Origin of the sequence: Saccharothrix sp. S26, from assembly GCF_021390395.1 — a bacterium.
Classification (GTDB): domain Bacteria; phylum Actinomycetota; class Actinomycetes; order Mycobacteriales; family Pseudonocardiaceae; genus Actinosynnema.
In genome coordinates this window covers 42,545-64,325 of the sequence record NZ_JAJUWT010000034.1, presented here as the reverse complement: position 1 = coordinate 64,325, position 21,781 = coordinate 42,545, and the positions used below count along the sequence as shown (strand labels likewise).

19 protein-coding genes are annotated in these 21,781 nt (G+C 73.5%); 9 read left to right on the top strand and 10 right to left on the bottom strand.

Going from position 1 to position 21,781, the window contains the following annotated elements; translation table 11 throughout:
* Window positions 1–3: 3 nt before the first annotated feature.
* The 6 genes from LZG04_RS39045 to LZG04_RS39020 all read right to left on the bottom strand — a co-directional run bounded on the left by LZG04_RS39045 (window position 4) and on the right by LZG04_RS39020 (window position 4,892).
* Window positions 4–1,773: a family 43 glycosylhydrolase gene (locus tag LZG04_RS39045; protein WP_233826922.1), complete on the bottom strand. Its 1,770-nt coding sequence runs from the start codon at window positions 1,771–1,773 to the stop codon at window positions 4–6.
* Between the two features lie 419 nt (window positions 1,774–2,192).
* Window positions 2,193–2,753: an EF-hand domain-containing protein gene (locus tag LZG04_RS39040; RefSeq protein ID WP_233826920.1), complete on the bottom strand. Its 561-nt coding sequence runs from the start codon at window positions 2,751–2,753 to the stop codon at window positions 2,193–2,195.
* 128 nt (window positions 2,754–2,881) lie between these two features.
* Complete coding sequence (locus tag LZG04_RS39035; RefSeq protein WP_233826918.1) at window positions 2,882–3,040, bottom strand: hypothetical protein; 159 nt, start codon at window positions 3,038–3,040, stop codon at window positions 2,882–2,884.
* A gap of 57 nt (window positions 3,041–3,097) precedes the next feature.
* Window positions 3,098–3,790, bottom strand: a complete 693-nt coding sequence (locus LZG04_RS39030) for a response regulator transcription factor (protein WP_233826916.1) — start codon at window positions 3,788–3,790, stop codon at window positions 3,098–3,100.
* A 163-nt stretch (window positions 3,791–3,953) separates the two neighbouring features.
* On the bottom strand, window positions 3,954–4,652 hold the full coding sequence (locus tag LZG04_RS39025) for a TetR/AcrR family transcriptional regulator (protein WP_233826914.1): 699 nt from the start codon (window positions 4,650–4,652) through the stop codon (window positions 3,954–3,956).
* Window positions 4,653–4,697: 45 nt separating this feature from the next.
* Window positions 4,698–4,892, bottom strand: a complete 195-nt coding sequence (locus LZG04_RS39020) for a hypothetical protein (RefSeq protein WP_233826912.1) — start codon at window positions 4,890–4,892, stop codon at window positions 4,698–4,700.
* Between the two features lie 178 nt (window positions 4,893–5,070).
* Here LZG04_RS39020 and LZG04_RS39015 point away from each other — a divergent pair, with 178 nt between their 5' ends.
* The 5 genes from LZG04_RS39015 (at window position 5,071) to LZG04_RS38995 (ending at window position 9,263) form a co-directional block, all read left to right on the top strand.
* Window positions 5,071–5,760 carry a MarR family transcriptional regulator gene (locus LZG04_RS39015; RefSeq protein WP_233826910.1) on the top strand — a complete coding sequence of 230 codons (690 nt, stop codon included), beginning with the start codon at window positions 5,071–5,073 and terminating at the stop codon, window positions 5,758–5,760.
* Window positions 5,761–6,465, top strand: coding sequence for an MIP/aquaporin family protein (locus tag LZG04_RS39010; protein WP_233826908.1), 705 nt, complete (start codon window positions 5,761–5,763; stop codon window positions 6,463–6,465).
* Window positions 6,462–6,878, top strand: a complete 417-nt coding sequence (locus LZG04_RS39005) for an arsenate reductase ArsC (RefSeq protein ID WP_267938940.1) — start codon at window positions 6,462–6,464, stop codon at window positions 6,876–6,878. The genes LZG04_RS39010 and LZG04_RS39005 overlap by 4 nt, the downstream gene beginning before the upstream one ends.
* Before the next feature lie 9 nt (window positions 6,879–6,887).
* Window positions 6,888–7,604 (top strand): spermidine synthase, encoded by a 717-nt coding sequence (locus LZG04_RS39000; protein WP_233826906.1) that lies wholly within the window; start codon window positions 6,888–6,890, stop codon window positions 7,602–7,604.
* Window positions 7,605–7,697: 93 nt separating this feature from the next.
* Window positions 7,698–9,263, top strand: coding sequence for a serine/threonine-protein kinase (locus LZG04_RS38995; protein ID WP_233826904.1), 1,566 nt, complete (start codon window positions 7,698–7,700; stop codon window positions 9,261–9,263).
* Window positions 9,264–9,267: 4 nt separating this feature from the next.
* Here the strand turns inward: LZG04_RS38995 and LZG04_RS38990 are convergent, their stop codons facing one another.
* Window positions 9,268–9,597, bottom strand: coding sequence for an ATP-binding protein (locus tag LZG04_RS38990; RefSeq protein ID WP_374202977.1), 330 nt, complete (start codon window positions 9,595–9,597; stop codon window positions 9,268–9,270).
* A 348-nt stretch (window positions 9,598–9,945) separates the two neighbouring features.
* The gene (locus tag LZG04_RS38985) at window positions 9,946–11,622 is read right to left on the bottom strand and encodes a sigma-70 family RNA polymerase sigma factor (RefSeq protein WP_233826900.1); all 1,677 of its coding nucleotides are present in this window, start codon (window positions 11,620–11,622) and stop codon (window positions 9,946–9,948) included.
* A 278-nt stretch (window positions 11,623–11,900) separates the two neighbouring features.
* Between LZG04_RS38985 and LZG04_RS42875 the strand changes: the two genes are divergently transcribed.
* The 3 genes from LZG04_RS42875 to LZG04_RS38970 all read left to right on the top strand — a co-directional run bounded on the left by LZG04_RS42875 (window position 11,901) and on the right by LZG04_RS38970 (window position 18,785).
* Window positions 11,901–15,158 (top strand): tetratricopeptide repeat protein, encoded by a 3,258-nt coding sequence (locus tag LZG04_RS42875; protein WP_233826898.1) that lies wholly within the window; start codon window positions 11,901–11,903, stop codon window positions 15,156–15,158.
* A 76-nt stretch (window positions 15,159–15,234) separates the two neighbouring features.
* Window positions 15,235–16,335 carry a LacI family DNA-binding transcriptional regulator gene (locus LZG04_RS38975; protein WP_233826896.1) on the top strand — a complete coding sequence of 367 codons (1,101 nt, stop codon included), beginning with the start codon at window positions 15,235–15,237 and terminating at the stop codon, window positions 16,333–16,335.
* Between the two features lie 143 nt (window positions 16,336–16,478).
* Window positions 16,479–18,785 (top strand): M4 family metallopeptidase, encoded by a 2,307-nt coding sequence (locus LZG04_RS38970; protein ID WP_233826894.1) that lies wholly within the window; start codon window positions 16,479–16,481, stop codon window positions 18,783–18,785.
* A gap of 44 nt (window positions 18,786–18,829) precedes the next feature.
* On the opposite strand, the gene LZG04_RS38965 is transcribed toward LZG04_RS38970, so the two are convergent.
* Complete coding sequence (locus tag LZG04_RS38965) at window positions 18,830–20,005, bottom strand: PLP-dependent aspartate aminotransferase family protein (protein ID WP_233826892.1); 1,176 nt, start codon at window positions 20,003–20,005, stop codon at window positions 18,830–18,832.
* 45 nt (window positions 20,006–20,050) lie between these two features.
* Between LZG04_RS38965 and LZG04_RS38960 the strand changes: the two genes are divergently transcribed.
* Entirely contained in the window at window positions 20,051–21,451 is a 1,401-nt protein-coding gene (locus tag LZG04_RS38960; protein ID WP_233826890.1) for a PLP-dependent aminotransferase family protein, read from the top strand.
* Between the two features lie 8 nt (window positions 21,452–21,459).
* Here the strand turns inward: LZG04_RS38960 and LZG04_RS38955 are convergent, their stop codons facing one another.
* Entirely contained in the window at window positions 21,460–21,702 is a 243-nt protein-coding gene (locus LZG04_RS38955) for a heavy-metal-associated domain-containing protein (RefSeq protein ID WP_233826888.1), read from the bottom strand.
* Window positions 21,703–21,781: the final 79 nt, after the last annotated feature.

Sequence of the window (21,781 nt, the reverse complement as noted above, 5' to 3'; positions counted from 1 at the left end):
ACGTCACGCGCCGGGCGGGGTGTCGGTGGACGTCTTGACGAGGCTGAGCGCGTCGACGAAGAGGTAGCCGTTGCTCCCGGCGGCCCGGACGGTGACGGTGGCCGTGCCCGCAGACAACGGGATCCCCGCCAGCCCACGACGGGTCCAGCCGCCGGAGGCCGGGAGGTCGAGCGTGCGCGACCCGCCCGCGGCGTCGGTGACCGTCACCTGCGCGGCGCCGAGCGACCCGGAGGTCTTGGCGAACGTCGACAGGTCGTAGACCCCGGCGGGCACCTCGACCCGCTGCCGCACACCACCCGCGAACGGTTGGGTGGCCCCGACCCGGAGGCCGAAGCGGCTGCCGTTCGCGCCGCCGTCGACGTTGGTCACGAGGGAGCTCGGGCCCGACTCCCGGAAGTTCGCCCACCCCGTCACCGACGAGACGATGACGCGGTCGGCCTGGATGTCGGGGTTGAGGACGTAGTTGTTCCGCGGCCCGACCCGCCACTCCCCGGTCGTGGCGTTGAACTGCCACTGGCTCACGGAGTGGAACCGCGGCCGCGCGCCGGTCCTGGTCACCGGCATCCACTGGTTGTACCCGATGCCGTTCCAGGCGAAGTCGGCCCAGCGGTCGCCCGCGAAGATCACCGTGCTCTGCTTGGTGCCCTTGACCGTGACGAAGAACCCGGTCTGGGTCACGTGGCCGTAGTCCAGTTCCGTGCCCGCCAACGTGTACTCGCCGGAGTACGTCCCCTGGATCCCGCTGCCGGTCGACTCCAGCACGTGCGTGACGGAGGCGTTCCAGCCGTGCAGGTCCGACGCCGCGTGGTAGTACCTGCCGTCGAGCTTGAACATGGCGTTGCCCTCGCGACCGGCCGCGTTGTAGCCGATCTGCACCGCCGGTTCCACCCGCAGCGAGTCGGACTCGCGCAGCTTGCCGACGAAGGCACGGGCGCGACCCGACCGGTTGGAGAAGATCAGGTAGTCCTTGCCGTCGTCGTCGGTGAAGATCGTCTGGTCGCCGGTGCCGGTCGTCGGCGAGTTGGCGATCCGGGTCTGGAAGTACCCGTAGTCGAAGGTGTCGGTGGGCGAGTCGCCCTGCAGGAACAGCACGCCGTCCCCGCCCTGCGCGGGCAGGTACGCCTGCACGAGCAGCACGTACTTGCCGGTGCGCTCGTTGTAGGAGACGCCGAGGCGGCCGACCCAACCGGCCTGGCCCAGGTTGCCGCCGCCGGGCAGGCCGGTGGCGCGCGTGGCGACCCGGTTCTCGAACTTCCAGTTCACCAGGTCGCGGGACGAGTACACCGGGATCGAGACGAAGCTGACCTCGTTGTCGTACTTGCGGGTGGGGTCGGCCCGGTAGCTCTCGGCACCGCGGTAGTGCACGCCGTACCAGTAGTAGGTGTCGCCGAACTTGAAGACACCGCCGCCCTGCGAGTGGATCGGGTTGCCGCTGGTGTCGGTCCAGAAGGTGTCGTTGGTGATGGTCTGGAACGTGCCCTCGTCCGCGGCCGTGAGCTCACCGGCGGCGGTGACCAGGGCCGTCTTGGCCGCCGCGACGTCCGCGGCGCTCGCCCCGGCGTCGCGTGCGACCTGGTCGGCGGTGGTGAGCGCCCGGGCGAAGGGCTTCCAGGACTGTGCGGTGTACCTGGCCGGGACGCGGGTCCGGTAGTCGTCGACCAGCGTCTTGAGGCCGCGCACCGTCACCGGGGCGTTCACGGTGTCCGCGGGGTGGGCGGCGGCGACGTGCGCCGAGTGCGGCGCCAGGGCCGACGCGAGGAGCAGCCCGGTCACGGCCAAGGCGCGCAGCGGGTCCGACCGGGAGCGCGTATCGCGCCTGTTCCGGGAAGGCGATGAAGTCGACACCGTTGTCGATCTCCTTTGATCGAGGCGAGCAGAAGACTCGGCGGCGACTGTGAACGTGCACACCGTTTCGTGTGCGGTCCTTCCAGATCAAAACCGATGGGCTAGATCATTTCAAGAGGTTCTTCGGAGGTTCGCTGTGAACGTGCACAACACTGGACGACGGCCGACGACCACCAGGTCTTGTCAACCACGCCGTCCCAATACGCGTCCGGATCAGCCGCGCTCGCCTTCGGTCCGACGTCGAGACCCGCGGTTGCTCGCGCAGCGGCACCCGCGCGCTTCGGTGCGCTGCGGGTGCCGCGCCTCGCTTCACCGGCATCCGACCGTCCCCAAAGGACGGACCTCGGTCACGCCACGGGGCGACCCATCCACCAGTTGCCCGGCGCCTCCGGGTCGGTGCTGGACCAGAACTGCACGCAGGCGCTCGTGAACTCCTCGGCGGTCAGGTGGCCGTCGCCGTCGGTGTCGAGGTGCTCGAACGCCTCGGCGGCCTCGGCCTCGGTCAGGCCGGGGAAGTGCCCGCGCTGGAACACCAGGTACTCCGCCGGGCTCACCCGGCCGTCGGCGTCGGTGTCGGCGATGGCCAGGAACGCCTCGGCCAACGCGCCCACGCTGGCCCGGGCCGCGTCCGGGTCGTCGGCCAGCGAGCCGGTGGACTCCACGAACTGCGCGCGGGAGATCGCCGTGCCGCCGCCGGGGATGTGCGGCCGGTGCAGGTCGTGCCAGATCCGCAGGTAGGCGTCGACGATGCGTTGCTCCTGCGGCGAGTCGGGGGCGTGCCCGAGCGCTTCGGCGGCCCGGCGACCCATCAGGACGTGGTCCTGCTCGGTGAGCAGCCCGTCCCCGTCGACGTCCAGGTGGGTGAAGCCGTGGTTGATCTTCGCCGTGAGCAGGTCGTTGACCGGCACGAGCCCTCCGCGCAGAGGTGAGCGGTTGATGGGGACGACACACAGGATGGTGCCGTCGGGAGCGGCCGGGCAACGCCCGAACGGGTTGGCGGGCTACACGATCGAGTGGTGACCTCGGCGTCCGCCCGTCACGTCTCACCGCCGGCGCACCGGTCCTCGTGCTCGGCCAACGCGCCGAGGTCGTGCTCCTGGTGGCCGCAGCGGTAGCACGAGTGCGTCAAGCGGTTCAAGAACTGCACGCGTTCCTCGTCCGGCAGTGGTCGTTGCCACGGCTTGAGGTCGTTCATCACGGCTCCCGGGAAGAGCGCGGTGCACACCGGTCCACAGAGGACTGTCCATCGAGGTCAGACCGCTCGCGACGACAGCAGACCCCTCTGGTAGGCGAGGGAGATCGCGTGCGTGCGGTCCTTGGCCCCGAGTCGGCGCAGCAGGGCTTTCACGTGCGTGCGCACGGTCTCGACCGACACCACGAGCCGCTCCGCGATGGCCGCCGACGTCAGGCCCGCCGCCAGCAGTTCCAGCACTTCCCGCTGCCGCGGCGACAACCGCTCGGCCTCGTGGCCGTCCGCGGACGACACCGCGACGGTGACGGCAGGCGCACGGGACGCGGGAACGGGACGCCTGCCCCGGTGCGCCCGCAGGATCACGGCCACCAGGTCGGCGGGGTGCGCGCCCAAGGGCACGACACCGCGCGCGCCGGCGGCCCGGCCGACGCGGACCAGGTCAGGTGCGAGGCGGTCGCCGTTGAGCAGCGACAGCACCGTCGGCACGCGCCCGGGCCCCACCAGTTCGGCGATCAGCGCACCCCGCGGGTCCACGGCGCTGTCGACGAGCACGACGTCCGGGCGCACGCGCCGCAGTCCGCCGAGGGCTTCACCCGGCGTGGCGACCGCGCCCAGCCAGCGCAGGCCGGCTTGGCGGATCACCGTCCTGAGCCCTTCGCGCACCAGCGGCGTGGCCACGACGGCCGCGACGCCCGGGGCGTCCGGCCGGAGGGTCCGGCGGGCGTCGACCGAGGACTCGGCCAAGTCGATCACGGCACTCCTCCTGCCACCGCGACTCCGGCGCTGACGTCGGCGGACGGGCCGCGACAACTGCACGGACATTGATGTAACAGGTACAGCAACGTACCAGTCATCTCGCGGGTCGGCTACTCAGTGCAGCCACAGGTCGCACACCGTGCACGAAGGAGTGACGGCTCTACTCAGGGTCGTCGGGCAGCTCGGGCAGCGGCACATCCGGGTCCAGCTCGACACCGGCCTCCCGCAGCACGTCGTCGAACAGCGCCCACACCGCGGACGTCAACCGCCGCACGAGCTGTTCCTGGTCCAGCGCGCCGGGCACGGTCAGCCACCGCACCGTCGCCGACTCGACCATGCCCGCCACCCCGAAGGCCAAGGTGTCCGCGTGCCGCGAGTCGGCCCCGAGCAGGTCCAGGTACGCGGTGAACAGCGCGCACAGCCGCTCCGCTACCTGCAACCGCATGTCGGCCGCCTGCCCGCGCCGGCCGGGGGCCGACCCCGCGGCGCGGACGACCATGTAGTCGTACAGCGAGGCGTTGTCGGCCATCCAGGCCACGAAGGTGCCCACGACCCCGCTGATGATCTCGCGCGGGCTGCCGCTCGGTCGGCTCAGCACCGGCACGATCTCCGCGGCGAACAGCTCCGCGACCTGGTGCGCCACCGCGTTGTACAGGTCATCGGCGTCGGAGAAGTGCCGGTAGAGCTGCGGCCGCGACACGCCGGCCCGGTCCGCGATCTGCTCGGTGGAGGCCCACGGGCCGTGCTCGACGATCGCCGACAGGGCAGCGGTCACTATCTCCGCGCGCCGCTTCTCCCGGTGACCGGCCCACCGGGCAGCCCTGCCGTCCACACCCGCGTTCCGACCGCCGTCCGCCACGACCGCAGCGTATCCAGTCCGACGACCATGATCGACAGCAGCGAGTCACCGGGTGGCCTGATCCCGGTCCGCCGAGCCCCGGCTCGCCCCGGACCCCGACGCGTCCACCCCGGGGAGGATCCCCGACCGGCCGTCGTCCGACGACCCGTGTCCCGCCACCGCGGCACGCCCCTCCAAGTAGAGCCGCTCGATGCGGTCCTTGGCCTCGCGCGCGGCTCGGTCCAACCACTCCAGGTCCACACCTGACCTCCGCACGGGCTGTGCACACCGAGTCACCGGTACGGGAACGTAACAGCGACAGACCGCGATCGGTCAATCACGGACGGTCCTTTACCACCTGCACGGGGGAGGTCGAGCGGGCAAGCGCCAACCGGACCCGGGTTGACCCGGCGGAGGTCACTCAGTGATTATTGAGTCAATGATTGCTGACTGGCCTTCCGGGACGGCCGACCGCGCGCGGGTGCACGCGGCGCTCGGCGAGCCCGCGCGGCTCGCCGTGGTCGACCTGCTCCTGCTCGGCGACGCCTCGCCCGGCGAGGTCGGCCGCAGGCTGGGATTGCCCGGCAACCTGCTCGCCCACCACGTGAAGCTGCTCGAACAGGCCGGGATCGTGCGGCGGTCGCGGTCGGAGGGCGACCGCCGGCGCACCTACCTGCGGTTGCGCACGGCCGCGCTCGCCGATCTCGTGCCCACCGGCGTGAGGCGTGCTCCCCGGGTCGTGTTCGTGTGCAGCCGGAACTCCGCGCGCTCGCAGCTGGCCGCCGCGCTGTGGCACCGGCGCAGCCGCGTGCCGACCGCGAGCGCGGGCACCCGACCGGCCGACCGCGTGCACCCCCTGGCCGTCGCCACGGCCCGCGCCCACGGGCTGTCGCTGACCCGCGCCCGCACCCACCACCTGCGTGACGTGCTGCGCCCCGACGACCTGGTGGTCGCCGTGTGCGACAGCGCCCACGAGGAACTGGCCGACCACGACGACCGCCTGCACTGGTCCGTGCCCGACCCGGCCGCGGCGGGCACGCCGGACGCCTTCGACGCCGCCTACCGCGACCTCGCCGACCGCGTCGACCGCCTCGTGCCCGCCGTGCACCCCGCCACCGAGGACTCCTGAATGCCGCGCCCCCTGCGCCACCGCCTGGTGGCCGAGTACCTGGGCAGCCTGCTGCTCGCCGCCCTGGTCATCGGCTCCGGCATCGCCGCCCAACGCCTCTCCCCCGGCGACGTCGGCCTGCAACTGCTGGAGAACGCCGCCGCCACCGCGGTCGGCCTCTACGCGCTCATCCTGGTCTTCGGCCCCGTCAGCGGCGGTCACCTCAACCCGGCCGTCTCGCTGGCGGACGCCGTGTTCGGCGGGCTGGCGTGGCGTGACGTCCCGGCCTACGCGGTGGTCCAGGTGCTCGGCTGCGTCACCGGCGCGGTCCTGGCCAACGTGATGTTCGACGCCGCACCGGTCAGCATCAGCACCACCGAACGGGCCACGGCCGGGCACGCGCTGTCCGAGGTCGTGGCCACGGCGGGCCTGCTGCTGGTGATCTTCTCGCTGGTCCGGTCGGGCCGGTCGGCGCTCGCGCCGTCGGCCGTGGGCGCCTACATCGGCGCGGCGTACTTCTTCACCAGCTCCACCAGCTTCGCCAACCCGGCCATCACCGCCGGCCGGGTGTTCAGCGACTCGTTCGCGGGCATCGCGCCCTCGTCCGCGCCGGTCTACGTGCTGGCGCAGGTCGTCGGCGTCGCGGTGGCCGTGCCGCTGCTGCGCCTGCTCCACCCGGACCCCGTCGCCACCGCCGCACCCGTCACCGAAGGGCGAGCACGTTGAGCCGCACCAAGCCCGAAGTCCTGTTCGTCTGCGTCCACAACGCGGGCCGCTCCCAGATGGCCGCCGCGCTCCTGCGGCACTACGCGCTGGGCCGCGTCACGGTCCGCTCGGCCGGCTCCGCGCCCGCCGACCGGGTCAACCCGGCCGCCGCCGAGGCGCTGGCCGAACTCGGGCTCGACATCACCGCCGAAGTGCCGACCAAGCTGACCACCGACGACGTCGAGACCTCCGACGTCGTCATCACGATGGGCTGCGGCGACACGTGCCCGGTGTTCCCCGGGAAGCGCTACCTCGACTGGGAGCTCGACGACCCGGCCGGGCAGGGCCTCGACGCCGTCCGCCCCATCCGCGACGACATCGACCGCCGCGTCCGCGCCCTGCTCGCCGAGCTGCTCGACGGGCCGCCCGCGTAGATTGCCCGGATGAGCGCACGCTTCCAGGAGCTGGACTGGTGTCGGACACCGCTGGGCGAACTCGTCCTGCGCCGTCGGTGGGACCCGGTGTTCGACCGCGAGGTGCACGAGATCAAGCTCAACGACGAGTTCCTGATGTCGAGCCTGTTCACGGTGTCCGAAGTGGAGCTGGCGCGCCTGGCGCTGGCCGACCTGCCCGGGCCCCTGGACGTCGTCGTGGGCGGCCTCGGCCTCGGCTACACCGCGCGGACGGTGCTGGAGCACCCGGCCGTGCGGTCGATGCTCGTCGTCGACGCGCTCGGCGAGGTCATCGACTGGCACCGGCGCGGCCTGCTGCCGGGCGGTCGGGAGTTGGCCGCCGACCCGCGCTGCCGACTGCTCCACGACGACTTCTTCGCCCTCGCGCGGTCCGCTGACGGGCTCGACCCGGCCGAGCCCGGACGGCGGTTCCACGCGGTCATCGTCGACATCGACCACTCGCCCCGCCACCTGCTGCACCCCGGCAACGCCGACTTCTACGCGCCCGAGGGCCTGCGCCTGCTGGCCGACCGGCTGCACCCCGGCGGCGTGTTCGCCCTGTGGTCCAACGAACCGCCGGACGACGACTACACCGCCGCGCTCGCCGACCGGTTCACCGACGTGCGCGCGGAGGTCGTCCGCTTCCCCAACCCGTTGCAGCAACGCGAGGCGACCGCCACGGTCTACCTGGCGAGGACGGCCGGCTGACGCGGTCGGCTTCCGCCCGCCGGCGGCCCGAACCGGCATCGCGGGTACGTAAGGTTGTCCGGTCGGCGCCGGGAAGAGCGGGGTGTGCGGGTGATGGACGTGGGGCGCTTGGTGGCCGGGCGGTACCGGCTGCGCGGGCGCGTGGGTGCGGGCGCGATGGGCGTGGTGTGGCAGGCGCTGGACGAGCGGCTGGACCGCGTGGTGGCGCTCAAGCAGCTCGTGGTGCCCGAGGGGTCCGACCCGGTCGCGGCGGTGGGCCGGGCGGCGCGGGAGGCGCGCATCGCGGCCCGGTTGCGGCACCCGAACGCGGTGACCGTGCACGACGTCGTGGAGGACGACGGCAGGCCGGTGCTGGTCATGGAGTACCTGGCCGCGCGGACCCTCGCCGACCGGATCGCGCGGGGCCCGCTGCCCGCCGAGCAGGTGACCGGGATCGGGGCGCAGGTGGCGAGCGCGCTGGCGGCGGCGCACGCGGCGGGCATCGTGCACCGGGACGTGAAGCCGGGCAACGTGCTGCTGACCGAGGACGGCACGGCGAAGATCACCGACTTCGGCATCGCCCGCGCGGTCGGTGACGTCACCGTGACCAGGACCGGGTTGCTCGCGGGCACGCCCGCGTACCTCTCGCCGGAGGTGGCGCGCGGAGGCGAGCCCGGACCCGCCTCCGACGTTTTCGCCCTCGGGGCCACGCTGTACGCGGCGGTGGAGGGGCGGCCGCCGTTCGGCGAGGGGGACAACGCCATCGCCCTGCTGCACGCCGTGGCCGCCGGCCGGTTCCCGCCGCCGACGCGGGCCGGTCCGCTGACCGCCGTGCTGGTGGACCTGCTGCGCACGGACCCGGCCACCCGGCCGACCATGGCGCAGGCGGCCGAACGCCTGCGCGCGCCGTCCACCGCGATCCCGGCGGCCACCAGGCTCGACCTGAACCCCGCCGACCTGCCACCACCGACCGGCCCGCACCCGGTGGACGTGCCACCGACCGGCCCTCCCCCGACGAACCCGCCCCCGGCCGGACCGCCGACCCCGGCGCCGCGGCTTCCCCTCCAGGGACGAGCGGCCCCCACCGCCGTCGCGCCACATCCGACCGCCTTGGGCGCGCACCCGGCCCGCCGGGGACGCGCGGGGCTCCTCGCGGTGGCGGCGGCGGCCGTGGTCGGGTTGGTCGTGACGGTCCTGGTGGTGTCGAACGGGAGCAGGACCGCCACCACCGCGACCGGCGCGGTGACGTCCACGCCGCCGGCCGGCAGCACGCCGTCCCCCGCGCAGCTCGAGCAGGCGGTGGCCGAGTACTACGCGTTGGTGCCGAAGAACCTCGCCCAGGCGTGGGAGCGGCTCGGCCCCGGGCTGCAAGCGCAGGGCCGCCAGCAGTTCGAGAAGTCCTGGCGGGAAGTCAAGGACCTCGTCGTCAGCTCACCGCCGGCGGCCGCCGGACCCGACACGGTGACCATCGGCATCGACTTCTCCGGGCCGCAGGGCAAGCGGGTGCGCGAAACGCACCGGCTGCGGCTGGTCGTGCGAGGTGGGACGCCGTTGATCGACGCCGACGAAGTCCTGTCCTCGCAACGCCTCGACAAAGGCCACCCAGGCGAAAAAGACCACGAGGAGGACGACAAGAAGGAGGACCGGAAACGCGGTGGCGGCAAGAGCGGCGAAGGCTGACCCGTCAGACGAGAACCTCGCCCCACACCACCTTGTGCCCGGTCCGGGGGTCCACGCCCCACCGCGAAGCCAACCGGTTGACCAGCAGCAGCCCCCGGTGGCGCACCCCGCGCCCGCCCGGTTTGCCGAGCACCGGCAGCAGTTCGGGGCTGGCGTCGTGCACTTCCACCCGCACCACGCGCCCGTCGTGGTGGCTCAGGCGCAGCCGGCGTGGCGCGCGGGCGTGCTCGAACGCGTTGGTCAGCAGCGCGTCGGCGATCAGCAGCAGGTCGAGCAACGTCGACTGGTCCACTTCCGGGACGTTCTCGATTATCCACCTCCGCGCGCGGCGCACCGGTGGAACGGTGTCCTCCAAATCGAAGTCGACGTGGTCAACGGACCGTTCGACGACGTCCACAACACGAGCCTTCCGACAATCGGCGGTTCCCTCCACGACTTCGGGCCCAGGGCGTGGTCGGTGGGTTCCCCCGAGCCACGGCCGCAAACGGTGAGCACCGGCTCCGCGGTGGTGGCGATGAACCGACCGGGTGCGCAGCACTACGGCAACGATTCAGTTCCGTCCGTCACCGTTGCGGGGTAATCCGACAGCGCACATGGTTCGCCCTCCGGTGTCCCGAGTTCTCAGCCGTGCACAAACCCGGTACCCGTCGTCCCAACGGGTTAAACCGCTACCCCGTGAGGATTACTTCGGCGTGACCGTGAGCGGGAGCCGGATCGGCACGGACTGCCCGGGGCCGGTCGTGACCGTGCCGGTGATCACGCCGCCGACCGCCTTGGGGCCGGCCAGCAGCCGCAGCACGAACCTCACGGACCCGCCGGGCGGCAGCTCCGCCTCGGCCGCGCACGTCACCGTGCCCTTGCCCGCCGGGCAGCCGACGGTCTGCTGCGCCGCGCCGTCGAAGCCGACCAGGGGCTTGCCCCGGAGGTTGTTGCCCTTCCCCACGACCTGCACGCCGTCGGGCAGGGACAGCACGAGCGAGGCGGGCGCGAGGGGCGTCGACCCGGTGTTGTGGACGATGACCGGCAGGTCGAAGGGCGGTCCGCCGGTGGACAGGGCCACGTCGTCCGGCACCTCCGGGGTCAACGGCTGCGCCGTCGGTTCGGCGACGGTCGTCGTCGGGGTCGCGTCGGGGCCCACCGAGGTGGACGTCGGGTCGGTCGGGCCGGCGGTCGCGGCGGTGGTAACCGACGGCGCGTCGGAACCCGGCACCGGAGCGGACGACGTCCCGGAGACCACCGACCTCCCCGGGTCCGCCGTCGTCGCGGACGGCCGCGCGTCGACCGTCGGCACCGCCGCCTGCTGCGCGGTGGTCGCGCCCAGCACCACGGCCGCGACCACCGCCGTGGCGGACGCCGTCACGCCGAGCCACTGCGCCGCCGTGGTCGCGGAGCCCGCCGCCGCCCCCGCGCCCGCCGCCGCCGCGCCCGCCTTCGCCGTGCCCGCGGTCACGGCCAGGTAGCCCGACGCGCCCGCGCCGAGCACCAGCGGCGCCACGACGGCGCGCAGGGTGCCGTTGACGTCGGCCAGTTCGGCGGCCATCGCGCGGCACGTCCCGCACTCGTCCAGGTGCGCCTCGACCTGGGCGGTCTCCCTCTTGGTAAGGCCGCCCCGGGTCCACGCGGCCAGCTTGGCCACGGTGGCGCGGCAGCGGTTGGTGGCGTTGCCGGCCAGGTGCGCTTGGAGGTAAGCGGTCTTGAGCCCTTCGCGCGCCCGGTAGGCCAAGGCCGACGCGCCGTTGGCGGTCAGCCCCATCAGCTTCGCCAGCTCCGACGCCGACTGGCCCTCGATCTCGGTCTGCCACAACACCGTCTGCCACCGCTCGGGCAGGCTGGCGAACGCCCTCGTGGCCAGCGACCGCTCCAGCGTCGCCACCGCCGGGTCGTGGAACGGCACCGTGGTGACCTTCTCCACCCCGGACACGGCCTCGACGTCGTCGGCGAGCTTGAGCTTCTTGTCCCGGCGCGTCTTGTCGTAGGCGGTGTGGCGCAACGCGGTCAGCAGGTACGCGCGGAACGCCGACTCCGGCCCACCGCCCGCGCGCAACGTGTCGAGCACCTTGGCGAACGCGTCCGACACCAGGTCGTCGGCCTCCGCGTTGGACCAGGCCAGGTGCCGGGCCAGGTTGCGGGCCGCGCGCACGTGCCGTTCGAACAACTGCCCGTACGCCTGGATCTCACCGCCCCGCACGGCTTCGATCAGCTCGGCGTCCGACGGCGGTCGGGCAGAGGGCGGCAACCCCGCCGATCCCGCCGACGACCCGGTGTCGGCGTTGAGCACGTGATCGAGGTCGTCACGCAGGGCGGCCAGGTCCGCGGTCGCCCACCGCTCCAGGTCCCGCTCGTCGGGATGCCCGATCACCGGACGTCTACCTCCCAGCACGATCAGTGAGCGATTCGCTGCGACCATATCCAACACCAGTCGGGTTGGAATCAACCCATGCCCCCTAACGGACAACGCGGCGTCAAGGTGTGACCGCGCCACCAAATGCGGCCATTCGGAGCAGTCACCCACGCCTGGCGCATTGCCGACACCTGTTCACCCGGCGAGGAATTCGCCGATTTCCGCGCCCACCGCCGGCGCGTATCGTGTGATCGGCTTGGTGAATCGCCGGATGTCGGTGGCCATCGGGGGCGTGAGTGCCGGAGCGCGGGAACACGGAGAACTCCGTCTCGGGTGTGGTGCACGGCCCGCTCGTGCAGGCGGGCGCCGTGCACGGATCCGTCTTCCAGACGACCAACGTCTGGTCGACGCAAGCCCCCGCGCCGGTGCTCGCCTCGCTGGCCGTGCCCGCGGTCCGGCCGGGGCACCGCACGCGCGGGCGGGCCGCGCTGGTGACCGCCGCGGTCGAGGCGATCCGCGCGGGCGGGGTCGTGGTGCTGCACGGCGTGGGCGGCTCGGGCAAGACGACGGTGGCGGTCGACGTGGCCTCCGGGGTCGGCGGGCGGGACGTGTGGTGGGTCGACGCGGGCACCGGGTCGTCGCTGGTGGCCGGGCTGCACGCGGTGGCCGTCGCGGCGGGGGCCGACCTCGACCGGGTGCGGGAGGCGTGGACCCGGGGTGTCGGTGCGGCCCCGGAGTTGTTGTGGGAGGCGCTGAACGCCCGCACGTCCGACTGGCTGCTCGTGCTGGACAACGCCGACGACCCGGACCTGCTCACCGCGGGCCAGGGACACCCGCACGAGCGCCGGGGCTGGCTGCGCGCACCCGGCGGGCACGGCGCGGTCCTGGTGACCACCCGGTCGGCGAACGCGTGGGGCGAGGCCGCGCTCTTCCACGTCGGTCCGCTGTCCCGTGACGACGGCGCGGCCGTGCTGCGCGACCTCGCGCCGGACGCGGGGTCCGACGCCGACGCCGAGGCGTTGGCGACCAGGCTCGGCGGGCTCCCGCTCGCACTGCGGCTGGCGGGTTCCCACCTCGCCGCCGCACGCGACTTCCCCGCGCTCCCCGGCCTGGTCGCGCCGACCACGTTCGCGGAGTACCGCCACATGTGGGAGGAGCGCTCCGCCGAGCTGAGCGAGCCGTCCTGGGACACCGGGCCCGCCCGCGAGCGCGAACTGCCCCGCCTGACCTGGGAACTGTCCCTGGACCTGCTCGAGCGCCGGGGTCGTCCCCTGGCCAGACCGCTGCTGCGCACGCTGGCGTGCCTGGGGCGCGGCCCCGTGCCGACGGAGCTGCTCGACGCCGCCGTGCTGGCCACGTCACCGCTGTTCCCCGGGATCACCGCGGCGGTGCTCAACGGGACCCTTCGGGCGCTGGCCGAGGTCGGGCTGGTCGAGACCGACCGGTCGGACCGGGTGTCCACGATCGGGATGCACCCGGTGGTGCGTGACGTGAACCGGCACCAGGCCGGCGCGGACGACCTGCACCGGCACGCCGCCCTGACCCTGCTCTGGCACGTCAGGGAGCGCGTCGACCCCACCGAAGTCCGCGACTGGCCCGTGTGGCGACTGCTGCTGGACCACGTCGATCCGGCCGTCGACACGGCGTCCGACCGGACCGCGCCCGGCGTGGCCCGCGCCGCGGCGGCGACCCTGTGCCACGAGATCGCGTTGTTCTGCGACCGCGCGGGTCTGGACCGCCGGGCGCTGGAGTTGAACGGCGTCGCGCTGACGTGCCGCGCGGAGCTGCTCGGCCCCGACGCGGGACCGACGTTGGCCACCAAGCACAACATGGCTTTCGTGCTGGCCAAGGTGGGCAGGCTGGTCGAGGCCGCCGACGCCTACCGCGAAGTGCTCGCCGTGGAGCTGGTCGTCCACGGGGCCGAGCACGAGGAGACGCTGCTGACCCGGTCCGCGTTGGCGGACATCCTGCGCCGCAACGGCGATCTCGCCGCGGCCGAGGACGAGTTCCGCGCGATCGCGCGCATCGTCGACGCCTCGCCCTCGTCCGGCAACCGCCAACCCCACTACGCCCTGGCCCTCGTCCTGCACGAACGCGGACGTCCCGCCGAGGCCGAGGCCATCCTCCGGGAAGAGCTGACCCGGGCGCGCCGCGAACTGGGCGACGACCACCAGCACACCATCATGCTGATGACCGCACTCGCCGACCTGCTGCGCGAGTCCGGCCGCACCACGCAGGCCGCCTCGCTGGTCGCCACCGCGACCGCCGCCTCGACCGCCCTGGTCGGCGCGGACCACGAGAGCACGCTCGTCCTGCGCGCCCAGGCCGCCGCCGCGTTGGCCGTCAAGGGGGACCTGGCGGCCGCCGAGGCCGAGTTCCGCGCCATGCTGGCCGTGGTGACGAAGACCAAGGGCGACGACCACCCCCTGGTCTTCGAACTGCGGCGGACGCTGGCGGTCGCGTACGAGGACGCCGGGCACGTCGTCGCGGCGGAGGCCGAGTACCGCGCGCTGGTCGACGCCGAGTCACGGGCGCGCGGGCCGGGCGGCGCGGGATGGCGGACCCGGTTCGGCCTGGCCAACACCCGGCTCAAGCGCGGCGACCACGAGACGGCCGAGCGCGCGTTCCGCGAGATCCTCGCCGAACGCGCCCGGTCCGGCGCGACCGGGTCGGCGGAGGTCACGGTGCGCCTGGCCCTCGCCTCCTGCCTCGCGTTGCGCGGGGATCTCGCAGGCGCGCTGACCGAGTGCCGCACCGCCCACGACACCGCGCGCACGTCGCTCGGCCCGGACCACCCGGAGACGGAACGGGCGACGACCCGGCTGGCGGAGCTGCTCATCGCGGCGGGTGACCCGGAGGGCGGCGCGCGGCTGATGCGGGAGTCCTACCCCGACCACCCGGCCACGCTGGTCGACCGCGCCAACCAGGCCGCCGCGCTGCACGCGTCGGGCGCGGTGCGCGAAGCGTTGGTCGAGCTGCGCGAGGTGGTGCGCGCCGCCGAGCAGGCAGGTCACCTCGACCACCCGGAGATGCTGCTCGCCCGGCACAACCTGGCCGCCGCCGCGATGGACGCGGACGAGCTCGCCGAGGCCGAACAGGTGCTGCGCGCCGTGCTACCCGTGGTCGAGGCGCGCATGGGCGACACCCACCTGGACGCGGTGCGCCTGCGGCTGCGGCTGGGCCAGGTCCGGCACCGGACCGGCGACGTCGCCGGCGCGGAGCGGTTGTTCACGTCGGTGCTGACCGCGATGGAGCGGCTTGACCTCGCCGAGTCCGAGATCGCCCGGACCGCTCGCCACTTCCTGGCCCTGCAAGCGTTCCTGCGCGGTGACCTGGACTCGGCGAGAACCGCCGCACGCGACCTGTTGGCGGTCAGCAGGCGCACGGCCGGTCCGCGGCACCGGCAGACGTTGGAGACGCAGTTCCTGCTCTTCGTCGTGCTGCGCCGGACGGGCCCTCCGAGCGAGGCCGGCGCGGTGGCCCGGGACCTGCTGCGCAAGGCCCGTGCCCACGAGGACATCGTCGCGGCGGTCCGAGAGCTGGGGCACGGCTGATGGTCACGACGTGGCTTCGCCGCAACCGACCGCGCGACCCGGCGGGCGTGATCACCGGGCTCCGTACACTGCGGCCGTGACCGGGGGCATCGCGGACGGGCGGCGGGGGCGGCGGCGGGGTGAGCTGACGGTCGGCACTATCGCCCGGCTCGCCGGGGTCTCCAAGCCCACCGTGTCGAAGGTGCTCAACGGCCGGGCCGGGGTGGCGTCCGAGACCCGGCAGCGGGTCGAGGCGCTGTTGCGCGAGCACGGCTACCGCCGGCCGGACGCCGTCGCGCCCTCGGCGATGCTCGAAGTCGTGTTCTACGGGCTCGAGAGCCACATGGCGGTCGAGATCATGCGCGGGGTCGAGCCGGTGGCGCGCGAGCACGAGCTGGCCGTCGCGTTCACCGAGGTGCTCGACCCGACCGCGACCGGCCGGTCGTGGGCCGAGCAGCTGCTGGCCCGCCACCCGGTCGGCGTGATCGCGGTGTACTCGGCGTTCACACCCGAGCAGCACGCGCTGCTGGCGGCGAGCGCGATCCCGCTCGTCGCGCTGGACCCGTCCGGGGAGCCGCTGCACGCCATCCCGTCGGTCGGCGCGACGAACTGGAGCGGCGGCATCACGGCGGCACGGCACCTGCTCGACCTCGGCCACCGGCGGATCGGCGTGGTCGGCGGACCGCCCGACTCGCTCGGCGCACGGGCCCGGCTGGAGGGCTGTCGCGCCGCGATGGACGGCGCCGGCACGCCGCTGGAGGACCGGCTCGTGCGCACCGGCGCGTTCACCTTCGAGCAGGGCCGCGAGCTGGGGCGCGACTTGCTGGACCGACCCGACCGGCCGACCGCCGTGCTGTGCGGCAACGACCTGCAGGCGCTCGGCGTCTACGCGGCGTCGTGGCAACTCGGCCTGCGCATCCCGCAGGACGTGAGCGTGGTCGGCTTCGACGACATCGACAACACCCGCTGGTGCTGCCCGCCGATGACGACCGTGCGGCAGCCGTTGGCGGAAATGGGTGCCACCGCGGCCCGGATGCTCCTCACCCTGGCCGGCGGCGGCGCACCCGACCAACCTCGGGTCGAACTGACGACCACGCTCGTGGTGCGTGAGAGCACCGCGCCACCCATCGACCACGACATCGCGGGACCGGCCGCCGAAATTCACCGCGCGAACGGCGGCATAACGAAAAAGCGATGATGCCGGCGTTATGGCCCGCAGAATTTCCGGATATTTCTTCTGGCAACGGTCAAGCCTCGATGGAAGGGTCGTCGAGGCGCTAGACACTCAGTTGTCCATCGAGGCCGCCACTCGGGATTTCCCTGCATGCCTGAGGAGCTGGCGTGAAACGCAGAATCGGCATATACCTCGCTTTGTGCCTGACGGCGCTGTCCGTCCAGGCGGCCACCGCGCAAGCGGCCCCACCGACGCCGGAGAGCCCCGTCGCGCTCGCCGTGCGGTCCGCCGACCAGGCCGCCGCGTCCGGGTTGGACGCGCTGGCCAAGGGCCCGCGGGAGCGGTTCCAGCGGCGGGCGGTCTACCAGGGCGGCGTCCCCGGCCGGAAGGACCTGTTCTACGTCTCCTACGACCGCACCTACGAGGGCCTGCCGGTGATCGGCGGCGACGCCGTGGTGGCCACCGACGCCGCCGGCAACGTCCTGGACACCGTCGCCGCTCCCCTGAGCGGCCTCGCGGTCGACCCGAAACCGACGATCACACCCGGTCGAGCCGCGTCCGTCGCCAGGGCCCAACTGTCCTCAGTGGACGCTGTGGAGCGCACCACGCTGTCCGTGCTCGCCGGCGGGCACGGCACGCTGGTCTACGAGACCGTCGTGGCCGGGCGCAAGGACGGCGCGCCGAGCCGGCTGCACGTCTACGTCAACGCGCGCACCGGCGCGGTCGAGGGCAGCCAGGACGACGCGCGGGCGGGCACCGGCACGAGCCAGTGGAACGGCCCGAACCCGCTGCCCATCGACACCAGCAACAACAGCACGGTCGACGACACGCGACCCGGCCTGCGCTGCGTGGACTACGCGACCAACGCGCCGTTCACCAAGGCCACCAACTCCTTCGGCAACGGCAACGCGACCAGCAAGGAGACCGGCTGCGCCGACGTGCTCTGGTCCACCCAGAAGCAGTGGGAGATGATGAAGTCCTGGTTGGGCCGCAACGGGATCGACGGCAACGGCCGCGGCGTCACGGTGAAGGTCGGCCTCAACGCGGTCAACGCCTACTGGACCGGCCAGCACATCGAGATCGGCCGCAACAACGCCAACCAGTGGATCGCGTCGATGGACGTGGTCGCGCACGAGCACGGGCACGCCATCGACCAGTACACGCCCGGCGGCGCGGGGCGCGAGGCCGGTCTGGGCGAGGCCACCGGCGACATCTTCGGCGCGCTGACCGAGGCCTACGCCAACGAGCCCGCGCCGTTCGACACGCCGGACTACCTGGTCGGCGAGTCGGTCAACCTGGTCGGGCGCGGCCCGATCCGGAACATGGCCAACCCGTCGGCGGTCAGCGGTCACCCGAACTGCTGGTCCAGCGCGATCCCCGGCACGGAGGTGCACGCCGCGGCCGGTCCGCTCAACCACTGGTTCCACCTGCTGGCGGAGGGGTCGAAGGCGAGCCCGACGTGCGACGGCTCGACCGTGACCGGCATCGGCATCCAGGCCGCGGGCCGGGTGTTCTACAACGCCATGCTGCTCAAGACCTCCGGCATGACGCACTTCCGCTACCGCGTCGCCACCCTCACCGCGGCGAAGAACCTCGACCCGACGTGCCGCCAGCACGCCGCGGTGAAGGCCGCGTGGAACGCGATCAACCTGCCCGCCCAGCCGGGCGAGCCGACGTGCGCGGGCACGCCGGACGACGACTTCACCCTCGCGCTCGACCCCGCGTCGGGCACGGTGGAGCCGGGCGGGAAGGCGCAGTCGACCGTCCGCACGACCACCACGTCCGGCAACCCGCAGACCGTGGCGCTCAGCGCCTCCGGCCAGCCGGCCGGCGTGACGGTGCAGTTCAGCCCGTCGTCGGTGACCTCGGGCGGTTCCGCGGCCATGACCGTGTCCACCACGTCGGACGTCGCGCCCGGCACGTACCCGATCACGGTGCGGGGCGCGGGGTCGACCAGCCACACCGTGACCTACACCCTGACCGTCGGCGGCACACCGCCGGCGGATGACTTCGCCCTCGCCCTCGACCCGGCCGAGGCCGAGGTGCAACCCGGCGGCACGGCGACCTCCACCGTCGCCACCACCACGGCGGGCGCGTCGCAGAAGGTGGTCCTGTCCGCGTCCGGGCTGCCGTCGGGCGCGACGGCGGCGTTCGACCCGCCCACGGTCGCGTCGGGTGAGTCGGCACGGCTGACGATCACCACGTCCGCGAGCACCCCGGCGGGCACGTACCGCGTCACGGTCACGGGCACGGGCTCGACGGCGTCGCACTCGGCCACGTTCACGCTGACCGTCGGGCAGGGCACACCGGGCGGCTGCGGCGGCGTGGCCGCGTGGAGCGCGAGTCAGGCGTACGTCCCGAACGACGTGGTGTCGCACAACGCGCACAGGTGGACGTCGACCTGGTACTCCACCGGCGCGGAGCCCGGTGCGGCCGGCTCGTGGGCCGTGTGGCGGGACGAGGGCGCCTGCTGATCAGGTGACCGAGGGGGTGGCCGCCGAGGTGGCGGCCACCCCGTTCAGCGTCGCAGGGCCCGGTCGATGTCCTGCCACAGGTCGTCGACGTCCTCGATGCCCACCGACAGCCGGATCGTGCCGCCGGTGATGCCGCTCGCGGTCAGCTGCTCCTCGTCCAGTTGCCGGTGCGAGGTGCTGGCGGGGTGCAGGACCAGCGTCTCCGTGCCGCCCAGTGACGGCGCGAGCCGGACCAGCTCCACACCGGTCACGAACCGGCGGCCCGCGTCGGCGTCCGCCAGGTCGAACGAGAACGCGCTGCCGAAGCCGTCGAGGAACCGGGTCGCCACGGCGTGGCTGGGGTGGGTGTCCAGGCCCGGCCAGTGCACCACCCGCACGGCCGGGTGGGAGGCCAGCCGCCGGGCCAGGACCGCGGCGTTCTCCTCGTGCTTGCGGACCCGCAGCGCCAGGGTGCGCAGGCCGCGGATGGTCAGCCAGGCCGCGAACGGGTCGGGGGTGACGCCCAGTTCGACCGAGTGCCGCCAGACCGCGCGGTAACGGTCCTCTTCGGCGAACACGGCCACGCCGCCGGTCACGTCGCTGTGCCCGCCGAGGTACTTGGTGGTGGAGTGCACGACCACGTCCGCGCCGTGCTCCATCGGGCGGCACAGCAGCGGCGAGGCGAACGTGTTGTCCACGACCACGAGCACGTCGTCGCGCACGGCGGCGCTCAGCGCGGGCAGGTCGCTGACGTGGCCGGTGGGGTTGGCGATGGTCTCCAGGTAGAGCACCTTGGTCCGCGGCCGCAGCGCCGCGCGCACCTCGTCCGGGTCGTGGCCGTCGACGTAGGTCACCTCGACGCCCCAGCGTTCCGCCAGGTCCCGCAACAAGGCGAGGGTGCCGCCGTAGAGCGCGCGCTGGGCGATCACGTGGTCGCCAGAGCCGAGGGTCGCCAGCAGCACCGCGTTGATCGCGCCCATGCCGGACGCGGTGGCCAACGCGTTCGTGCCGCCTTCGAGCGAGGCCACGGCGTCCTCCAGCGCGCGGACCGTCGGGTTGCCGAACCGGGTGTAGACGAACGCGCCGTCCGGCCTGGTCATGCCGTCGGCGAAGGCGTCGAGGTCGGCGAAGGCGAAGCCCGAGGTCTGGTACAGCGGCACGGACAGGGGCGTGCTGGTCAACACGGGGACTTCGGTGCGGGTGAGGCGGGTTTCCGGCTGCATGAGGCGAGCATCGTTCATCAAGTGGTCTGCCTTGAGAGCCAATTCGCCTAGATTGGTCTCATCATGAAGCCAATCTCCGTGGACGACCTGGCGGGACGGCTCGGGCGCTGGTCGGCCGGTCGAGGCTGGCTGTACCTGCTGTTGGCCGCGCGGCTGCGCGAGCTGATCGACGAGGGGTCGCTGCCCGCGGGCACGGCCCTGCCGCCGGACCGGTCGCTGGCCACCGGGCTGGCGGTCGGGCGCACCACCGTGATCGCCGCGTACGACCTGCTGCGCGAGGAGGGCAGGCTGACCCGGAGGCGCGGCAGCGGCACGTGGGTGTCACCCGGCGGGCGGGCGGCGGCGGCCCGCGCGGAGACCGCGAACCCGATGTTCGTCAACCTGCTCGAACCGCCCGACGGCGTGCTCCAGTTCGCCTGCGCCGGGCCGATGGCCCCGCCCGCGCGGCTGGTCGAGGCCCAACGGCGTGCGGTGGAGCGGCTCGCGGGCGACGACCTGGGCTACCACCCGTCCGGGCACCCGGCGCTGCGCGCCGCGCTCGCCGCCCGCTACCGCGATCGCGGGGTGCCGACCACGGCGGACCAGGTCCTGGTCACGACCGGGGCGCAGCAGGCGTTGGCGCTGCTCACGCGCGCGCTCGTGCGGCCGGGTGACGAGGTGCTGGTCGAGGCACCGACCTATCCCGGCGCGCTGGACCTGTTCCGGGAGGTGGGCGCGGTGGTGCGCGCGACGGGTGACCTGGCGGCCGCGGTGGGCCGGTGCAGGCCGGCGCTCGTCTACGCGATGCCCGCGTTCCGCAACCCCACCGGCTCGTCGCTGAGCCCGTTGGAGCGCGCGCGCCTGGCGCGGGCGGCGGGTGACGTGCCGCTGGTGTTCGACGAGGCGCTGGCCGAGCTGGACCTGACCGGCGCGCCACCGTCACCGCCGACGGCCGAGGCGATCACGGTGGGGTCGTTGAGCAAGGTCGTCTGGGGCGGGCTGCGGGTCGGCTGGGTGCGGGCCGACGCGGCGCTCGTCGCGCGGCTGGCCCGGTTCAAGGCGGTGCACGACCTGGGCAGCGCGGTGCTGGACCAACTGGCGGCGGTGGAGCTGCTGGCCGACTTCGCCGCCGTGCGGTCGGAGCGCGTCACGGCGTTGCGCCGACAGCACGACCACCTGTGCGTACGGCTGCGCGAGGAGCTGCCCGAGTGGGAGTTCACGCCCGCCGAGGGCGGTCAGACGCTGTGGGCACGGCTGCCGGGCGCGGACGCCGCTTCGTACGCCCAGGTGGCGTTGCGGCACGGGGTGGCCGTGCTGCCCGGCGGCTCGCTGGACCCCACCGGCGGCAGCGCCGACCGGCTGCGGGTGCCGTTCACCGCCTCACCGCCGGTGATCAGCGCCGCCGTCGCCGCCCTCGCCACCGCGTGGCGCGCCTACGGAGCCGAGTCCACCCGCCGTCCGCTCGTGCCCTCCATGTCGGTCTAGCGGGGACCTCACCCGCGCTCGAGGACGTAGCCCGCGTCCTTCACCGCCGCGGTGATCGCGGCCGCGTCGGTGGAGCCCAGGACGCGCAGCGTGGCGGCGTCGAGGTCGAGCTTGACCCGGGTGGCACCGGGCACGCGGCGGGCCGCGTTGGTCACCCTGGCCGCGCACCCCTCGCAGGTCATGCCCTTGACCACGAAGTCGAGCCCGGCCTGCGGCGCTTCGTCGGAGAGCGCGTCGTTGCTGTCGGGCATGAGGTTACTCCCTCCGCTTCCAAACCCCCCGGGGGTACGGAAGCGAGCCCAACAGCCGAGCCCGGCGGCAGACCTCTCG

Excerpts from the sequence above, each read along its gene's own strand:
- LZG04_RS39035 (WP_233826918.1), bottom strand. The coding sequence starts at position 3,040 with ATGAACGACCTCAAGCCGTGGCAACGACCACTGCCGGACGAGGAACGC.
- LZG04_RS39015 (WP_233826910.1), top strand. The coding sequence starts at position 5,071 with ATGATTGCTGACTGGCCTTCCGGGACGGCCGACCGCGCGCGGGTGCAC.
- LZG04_RS39010 (WP_233826908.1), top strand. The coding sequence starts at position 5,761 with ATGCCGCGCCCCCTGCGCCACCGCCTGGTGGCCGAGTACCTGGGCAGC.
- LZG04_RS39000 (WP_233826906.1), top strand. The coding sequence starts at position 6,888 with ATGAGCGCACGCTTCCAGGAGCTGGACTGGTGTCGGACACCGCTGGGC.
- LZG04_RS38995 (WP_233826904.1), top strand. The coding sequence starts at position 7,698 with ATGGACGTGGGGCGCTTGGTGGCCGGGCGGTACCGGCTGCGCGGGCGC.
- LZG04_RS38965 (WP_233826892.1), bottom strand. The coding sequence starts at position 20,005 with ATGAACGATGCTCGCCTCATGCAGCCGGAAACCCGCCTCACCCGCACC.
- LZG04_RS38960 (WP_233826890.1), top strand. The coding sequence starts at position 20,051 with ATGAAGCCAATCTCCGTGGACGACCTGGCGGGACGGCTCGGGCGCTGG.
- LZG04_RS38955 (WP_233826888.1), bottom strand. The coding sequence starts at position 21,702 with ATGCCCGACAGCAACGACGCGCTCTCCGACGAAGCGCCGCAGGCCGGG.